The following is a 6,621-nucleotide window of genomic DNA, read 5'->3' as shown; positions in this document are numbered from 1 at the left end:
AGAATCGGCTCTTTGCTCGCCGTATGGTGGACACGGATAGTCTTCGTTCCTCTGAGGACCTGACCCGGCCTCACACCTGGGATACCTGGGACTATGATCAGAACGGGCCGGTCTGTATCCCTCATACTCCAGACCCAGTTCTCTATGGTATCAGGGGTGATGCCCCCTTTTCAGTAGCCCATGCGGTATCCGTGATCCAATCCGAACCGGTGGACATGGCACGGATATGGATGACAAACCAGGGGACTGATGCCCATCTGGTTGCTTATCAGAAAGGCCCCCTGACTGAAGGAGTATCCTACCTGATAAAAGGAAAGGTCCATGAAATCCCCCGGACGAGTACAGGCGGTCATGTGTTCTTCCCCCTTGATGCCGGGGATCAGACCATTCGCTGCATGGCCTTTGAACCAACAAAAAAATTTCGGGATATTATCAGGTCCCTCAGGCCGGGTGATGTGATTCTTGCCGCCGGAAGTTATGTGAAAAATGCCCTGAATCTGGAGAAGATATATGTTTTTTTAGCTGATCCTGTTGTGACAATCCGGCCACCGGTGTGCCTGGTCTGTCAGAAACGGATGACCAGTGCAGGGTCTGGAAAAGGGTATAAATGTCGCCGGTGCGGGAATCGCGAGAGAGAATCTGAACAGATCATTGAGGAGAGAACCATATCACCCGGGTGGTATGAAGTCCCCCCAGGAGCCAGACGTCATCTCTCCCGACCACTTGCCCGGGGGCAGGTCGATCCGGATCCCTCGTATCTCCCGTCATCACGAAGATCAACACACAGGTCCGGCTGAAGGGGAGACAAATCCTGCTATAACACGTCAGGTACTTGGGTGCTGAGCGCGTATGATAAGGTATGGAATGCGATGTGCCGGTACGACAGGTCCATCTGAAGCCTAAAATGACGGTGGAAAACCTCATTTGTGCCATGGAACAGGCTGGAGCATACAATGGAGGTGCCCTGACCAGGGCAGTACGAATAACCGGTACGATGCTCAAAGATCCTGGGGTAACCCGCTTTTTCGGACTTGCCGGGGCGATGGTCCCGGCCGGAATGGGTGGAATTATCTCTGATCTCATTGATGCAGGGTATATTGATGTCCTGGTCTCAACCGGTGCAAACCTGACTCATGATATCATTGAAGCAATCGGATGCCATCATTTCCGGGGAACAGAGAAGTGCAATGATGTAGAGCTTCGTCATGACGAGATAAACCGGATTTATGATGTATATCTCCCCAATGAATCATTCATCAGATTTGAAGAGTTCATGCAGGATGTTCTCTCAAAGATTCCTGATGGTTCTGTTATCACAATCACCGATCTCCTGACCCATATCGGTACTCATCTGACCACCGGAATCCTTGCAACCGCAGCACGAAAGAATGTCCCGGTGTTCTGCCCTGCAATTCAGGACTCGATGATCGGTCTTCAGTTCTGGTTATACCGGCAGACACACAGGATCGTCGTGGATGCATTTGGTGATATGGACAGGATCATGGATCGCTGTTTTTCGGCAGATATTGCCGGTGCATTCTTTCTTGGCGGGGGTGTTCCGAAAAATTACATTCTGCAGAGTATGCTCATGACACCGAAGGGATTTACCTATGCCGTTCAGCTGACCGGTGATCGGCCTGATCTTGGCGGTCTTTCCGGAGCGACCCTTGATGAAGCCAGATCATGGGGAAAAGTTGATGAAGACGCACAGACGGTTACGGTATATGGTGATGCGACGATTACCTTCCCGCTTATTATGGCAGCAGTACTGGAGCGATGAATGGCTGATGTGATACTTGCCCTGGATGTCAAAACCCGTGAAGCAGCAGTAACAATTGCCCATGAGACCGCACCCTATCTTGATGCGATAAAGATCGGGTACCCCCTTGTTCTGGCAGCGGGTCTTGGGATAGCGGATGAGATCTCAATGGAAGGCCTCCCCCTTATTGCGGACTTCAAGGTTGCCGATATTCCCAATACTACCCGGCTCATCGCCGAAGAAGTCTTCGCCCACGGGTTTTCTGGGATCATCTGTCATGGGTTTGTGGGAAGGGATTCTGTTCTTGCATGCGTGGAAACGGCACATGATCATGATGGTGAATGTTATGTGGTGACTGAGATGAGCCATCCGGGTGCGGTTGACTTCTTCCATGGAGGTATAGCCGAGCGGATTGCGGCCCTTGTCTGTGAAACCGGGGCTGACGGGATCATAGCTCCAGCAACACGGCCTGAGAGGACACAGATTCTCCGTACCCGTATCGGCACAAAAAAGATACTGTCACCGGGTGTTGGTGCCCAGGGTGGGGATCCCTCCGCGATAGCCGAAATTGTGGATGGAATCATCGTGGGAAGGGCAATTTATGAGTCGGAGGATCCTGCCAGGGCCGCACAGGAATACGCACGTATGTGCAGTACGCAAAAGATCTAATGTTACTTTTCCCAGTATGCATTAAGGGAGAACGAGTACAATACTGAGTATGAACTGGACGAAGGAGCAACGGGCCCTGGCAGAGAAGTACTCCTGCAAAGAAGAGATTCCTGAAAATGACCGGAAGTATAAGTGTCATACCTGCCACCTGATTGTTGATGAGAGTCCATGTCCTGTCTGTGGGGATGTGAACCCGGAGATCATGTGTCCCCTTGACAATTGTGACTGTTCCCATGAGATTGCAGCAACCATTGAGTACTGCCCGCTCTGTGGCGAGCCGGTCTGTCCGGAATGTGGGTGTCATGATGTTGTCCAGATAAGCAGGGTGACCGGTTACCTGCAGGACGTTTCAGGGTGGAATGCTGGAAAAAAACAGGAATTAAAAGACCGACGGCGTTATAGTGTGACATGAGGTACTACCTCAGATCCTCTTCCCTCATCATAAGAGGGAAGTTCCGGGTGTGCAGCTCCGGAACAGATGGCGGCATTCGGAATTGTACAACTATTATTAACCATCAGGTCCCGCACGAATTTTCTGATGACCCAAAGAAAGAGCTTGAATATTTGACATTCTCTCTTGGTCTCTCGTACCATCATACCGCAGGACTCCTGACTGCTGTTGAGATGAACACGTTGTGCGTTCTCTCCTGGGATGGTCTGATGGTATTTGTGACGGCCGGTATTACTCATCCTGACCCCGCCGGTTTTTCTGAATCAGTACCGGATAGTTCTCCTGGTACGATTAACATCATCGTATGTGTACAGGATTTTCTGGATCAGGCTCTTGTTGATGCGGTAATTACGGTAACTGAAGCGAAAAGTCTCGCACTCTTCGATGCCGGCCATAATTTTGCCGGAACGGTAACAGATGCCGTGATCATTGCCTCCGAAGGGACCTCCCGGATCAGGTATGCAGGAAGCGGAACCGAATCCGGACGGCGTATCCATGAAGCGGTATATGTGGGTGTTACCAAAGCGCTGCTTCGTCAGTCGGATACGAAAAGAAAAAAGCCCTCCTTTTTTATCCGGTCAGGTATAGGCGGACATCACTGGGTTTTATGGGAAAAAGAGCATTGTCCGTATTATCCATGTCACTTTGCCGGTCAGCGCTGTGATTTCTGTTACTGCCCGCTCTACCCATGCGGAGATACAACACTCGGTGACTGGATTGAAAAACCCGGGCAGGCGCCGGTCTGGGCATGCACCCGCTGTGTATTAAATCATCACCCGGTCATCACACATCACCTCCTCAAAAATCCTGAAGCATCTCTGGCTGAGTTAAAATCTCTGTACTCAAAAATAACCTGAATAATGCACTATTTTCTCTCACGTTCACTTTCACCCTGCGGGTGTCTTCTTTAAATACCCCTGTTGTCGACCTGTTATGTGGAGATGAAATGGAACTCAAAGAAATCGCAGACAGGATCTCCGAAAAATTTGCAGCAGCTGGTCATCAGATCGACCGGGCAAAACTTGAGGAGCGGCTTTTACGGTTTGTGGATGAGTTTTCCGTTCCGCCAGCCGAGGCAGAACGGGCGATAATCAGTGATTACGCAAGAATGTTTGGGATGGAAACCCCTTCAGCCACGTCACCGAAAAAAAGCAGTGATGAGACGGTGCCCATAGCTGATATTGTGGCAGAGCAATGGGTTACAATTGAAGGACAGATTGTCACACTCTTTCCGTCACGCTCACCTTCCATCGCACAAAGTGGGGTTATTGCAGATTCAAGCGGTTCAATCCGGTTTTTAATCTGGGCAAATGAAAATGCGCCTGTAGTTGAGATAAAAAAGTGGTACCGGATAGAATCTGCGGTTGCCGATGAATATAACGGTCAGGTCAGTCTTAAGCTTCATAAAGGGACAACGATTACCGAGATCCAACCGAAAGATGCTCATACTCCGAATATTACTCCCATTAGCCAGTTAGTGCCAAAACGCTGGGTATCTATTGAGGGGGAGGTAACCACGCTCTTTCCCCCCCGATCACCTGCAATTGCGCAGAGTGGTGTTATTGCCGATGCAAGCGGAACAACACGGTTTACGGTCTGGGCATCTGCAGAGGCACCGGTTCTTGAGCGTGGATCGTGGTACCGGCTGGACATGGTGGAGACGGATGAGTTTAACGGCCAGGTGAATGTAAAAATTCATGCAGGAACAACCATCACTCCGCTGTCACGGGAAGATATTCCAAAGCAGGAGATAATACCAATCGGCCAGATAAAGCCTGGCGTATTTTCAGTGAAAGCAAAGGTCGTGGCAGTTGAAAAACCATTTTCTGATCAGATCCTCCAGCGTGGCATTCTTGCTGATGAAACCGGTGCCATACAATTTGTTATACGTAACACTCCCGATGCGTCACCGCTTGAGGAGAATCAGTGGTATACCATCTCATCTGCAGTGGTGGACCGGTACCGGGGAGCGCTCAGCATGCAGATATCTCCCGGTTCAGCCACACCCCTCCAGGAAGATCGTAGTATCAGACCCAATATCATCCCCATAGCACAGGTGGTACCCGGAATTGTCTGTCTGCGGGTAAAAATGGTGCAGGAGTATGAAAGTTCTTCTGATCGTATCTTCCAGAGTGGTCTTTTGGGAGATGAGTCAGGAACCATCCGGTTCATCACATGGAACGACGAGAACGCTCTGCGGCTTGTTCCGGACATGGTTTACAGCATCTTTTATGCATCGGCTGATGAGTTTAACAACCGGTTGTCAGTCACCCTGAACCGAGCAACCATTCTTCCTGATGAGAATGCCACCATACAGGTCAGATCCCCGAATGAAGAGGTGAAAGGTGCATTTGTTCATCTCTCTCCCGGATCAGGGCTTATTAAGCGATGTCCGGTTGAAGGATGCGGGCGTGTTCTCTCACGACAGAATTACTGTCAGGTCCATGAGATTCAACCGAATTTTATCTATGACCTCAGGGTGAAAGGATGGCTTGATGATGGGCAAAAGACGTATGATACCATCATATCACGTGAGGGTGTTGAGGAACTGACCGGTTTGAGTCTGGTCTCGGCGCAGGAGATGGCTGAAAATAATCCGCTTGGTCTTGACACGGTCTTTTATCATGTGAATGAACGTATTCTGGGCAGGTATCTCGTATGCAGGGGAAAAACATTTGATAATCGGTTATTTGCCTATACTTGTGAATTTCAAAAGTTTGATGCCGGAATGCTTGCAGAACTGATGAACCGCGCGGAGGGTTCCTCCCATGAGTGATAATACAGCAAACCGGAGGTTTGAACGTGAAGCCGCAAAGCGTGTCTTTGCAGCAGAACTCAGGGAAGCATATCACCATTTTCGGGAGGGTTCGGATGACAAAAGCCCTACCTATATCCTGCTTCCAACCGGCGAACGGTGTAACCGGGTATTTATTGCCGGCACTCTGACTGAAAAGAAAAAATCTGAAGGAGAAGCAGTCTTTTACCAAATTCGTGTGATGGATCCGACCGGAACCTTTTTTGTCAGTGCCGGTAGTTATCAGCCTGAAGCCCTTCATCAGATCTCAACCATTGAATCTCCATCATATGTCGCGATCATAGGAAAACCGGGTGTCTTCCAGGCACCTGATGGGAGAAACCTGGTATCTGTACGGGCAGAATCCATAACAGCGGTTGATAAGGAAGTGGTTGACTGTTGGATTCTGGACACTGCAAGACTGACCCTTGATCGGATTGAAAAGAATACGGATGATCCGGATCATCAGAAGGCTTTAGAGATCTATAAACGTTCGTTTGAGTCCTGGCGACCAAAAATTAAGGATGCTCTCGCATCTATCCAGCTCTGATTTTTTATTTTTTTTTGATAAGGTTCATAAAAGGTTCATAAAATTTAAATAACGGTTATCAGCCGTTGTTTATAGATAGTACTTGCCTGACCACCCCGGTTTACCGTCAGTCTGACTGAGAATGTCCCTTTCTTCAGATACGTGTGGTAGGGATTCTTCTGATAGGAAAAACCCCCGTCACCAAATGACCATGTCCATCGGTTCGGGTTTCCATACGACTGATCGATGAACTGTACGCGTAATGGTGCTTTTCCATAGATCGGGGTAGCATAAAAAGCAGCATTCAGCGCAAAGCCCGGGGTTGGTGTCGGAGATGGCGTCGGGGTTACGGTCGGATACGGAGTTCTTGTTGGGGTAGGTGTTGGTGTCCTCCTCGGTGTTACTGTTGGATACGGTGT

At 49.5% G+C, this 6,621-nt stretch carries 8 protein-coding genes; 7 read left to right on the top strand and 1 reads right to left on the bottom strand.

The features are described from left to right. From PLA23_RS08935 to PLA23_RS08905, 7 genes are all read left to right on the top strand, one after another. On the top strand, positions 1 to 797 hold a 797-nt coding region (locus tag PLA23_RS08935), incomplete at its 5' end, for a TiaS agmantine-binding domain-containing protein (protein WP_324474908.1). A gap of 62 nt (positions 798 to 859) precedes the next feature. Further along, entirely contained in the window at positions 860 to 1,780 is a 921-nt protein-coding gene (locus PLA23_RS08930; RefSeq protein WP_324474907.1) for a deoxyhypusine synthase, read from the top strand. Beyond that, on the top strand, positions 1,781 to 2,428 hold the full coding sequence (gene pyrF, locus PLA23_RS08925) for an orotidine-5'-phosphate decarboxylase (RefSeq protein WP_324331537.1): 648 nt from the start codon (positions 1,781 to 1,783) through the stop codon (positions 2,426 to 2,428). Positions 2,429 to 2,477: 49 nt separating this feature from the next. Next, positions 2,478 to 2,840, top strand: a complete 363-nt coding sequence (gene nrdD / locus PLA23_RS08920; protein WP_324474906.1) for an anaerobic ribonucleoside-triphosphate reductase — start codon at positions 2,478 to 2,480, stop codon at positions 2,838 to 2,840. 47 nt (positions 2,841 to 2,887) lie between these two features. Continuing rightward, positions 2,888 to 3,736, top strand: coding sequence for an adenosylcobinamide amidohydrolase (locus PLA23_RS08915; RefSeq protein WP_324474905.1), 849 nt, complete (start codon positions 2,888 to 2,890; stop codon positions 3,734 to 3,736). 89 nt (positions 3,737 to 3,825) lie between these two features. Then, entirely contained in the window at positions 3,826 to 5,655 is a 1,830-nt protein-coding gene (locus tag PLA23_RS08910; RefSeq protein ID WP_324474904.1) for a hypothetical protein, read from the top strand. Next, the gene (locus tag PLA23_RS08905; RefSeq protein WP_324329153.1) at positions 5,648 to 6,223 is read left to right on the top strand and encodes an RPA family protein; all 576 of its coding nucleotides are present in this window, start codon (positions 5,648 to 5,650) and stop codon (positions 6,221 to 6,223) included. Before PLA23_RS08910 ends, PLA23_RS08905 begins: the two co-directional genes overlap by 8 nt. 44 nt (positions 6,224 to 6,267) lie before the next feature. On the opposite strand, the gene PLA23_RS08900 is transcribed toward PLA23_RS08905, so the two are convergent. Then, the coding region (locus PLA23_RS08900; RefSeq protein ID WP_324474903.1) for a PKD domain-containing protein at positions 6,268 to 6,621 on the bottom strand (354 nt) is incomplete at its 5' end.

Origin of the sequence: Methanospirillum sp. (genome assembly GCF_035406105.1) — an archaeon.
GTDB lineage: Archaea > Halobacteriota > Methanomicrobia > Methanomicrobiales > Methanospirillaceae > Methanospirillum.
Note: the sequence above shows the minus strand (reverse complement) of the source record. Positions and strands in the feature narration are given on the sequence as shown.

Excerpts from the sequence above, each read along its gene's own strand:
- PLA23_RS08930 (WP_324474907.1), top strand. The coding sequence starts at position 860 with ATGGAATGCGATGTGCCGGTACGACAGGTCCATCTGAAGCCTAAAATG.
- PLA23_RS08905 (WP_324329153.1), top strand. The coding sequence starts at position 5,648 with ATGAGTGATAATACAGCAAACCGGAGGTTTGAACGTGAAGCCGCAAAG.
- nrdD (WP_324474906.1), top strand. The coding sequence starts at position 2,478 with ATGAACTGGACGAAGGAGCAACGGGCCCTGGCAGAGAAGTACTCCTGC.
- pyrF (WP_324331537.1), top strand. The coding sequence starts at position 1,781 with ATGGCTGATGTGATACTTGCCCTGGATGTCAAAACCCGTGAAGCAGCA.
- PLA23_RS08910 (WP_324474904.1), top strand. The coding sequence starts at position 3,826 with ATGGAACTCAAAGAAATCGCAGACAGGATCTCCGAAAAATTTGCAGCA.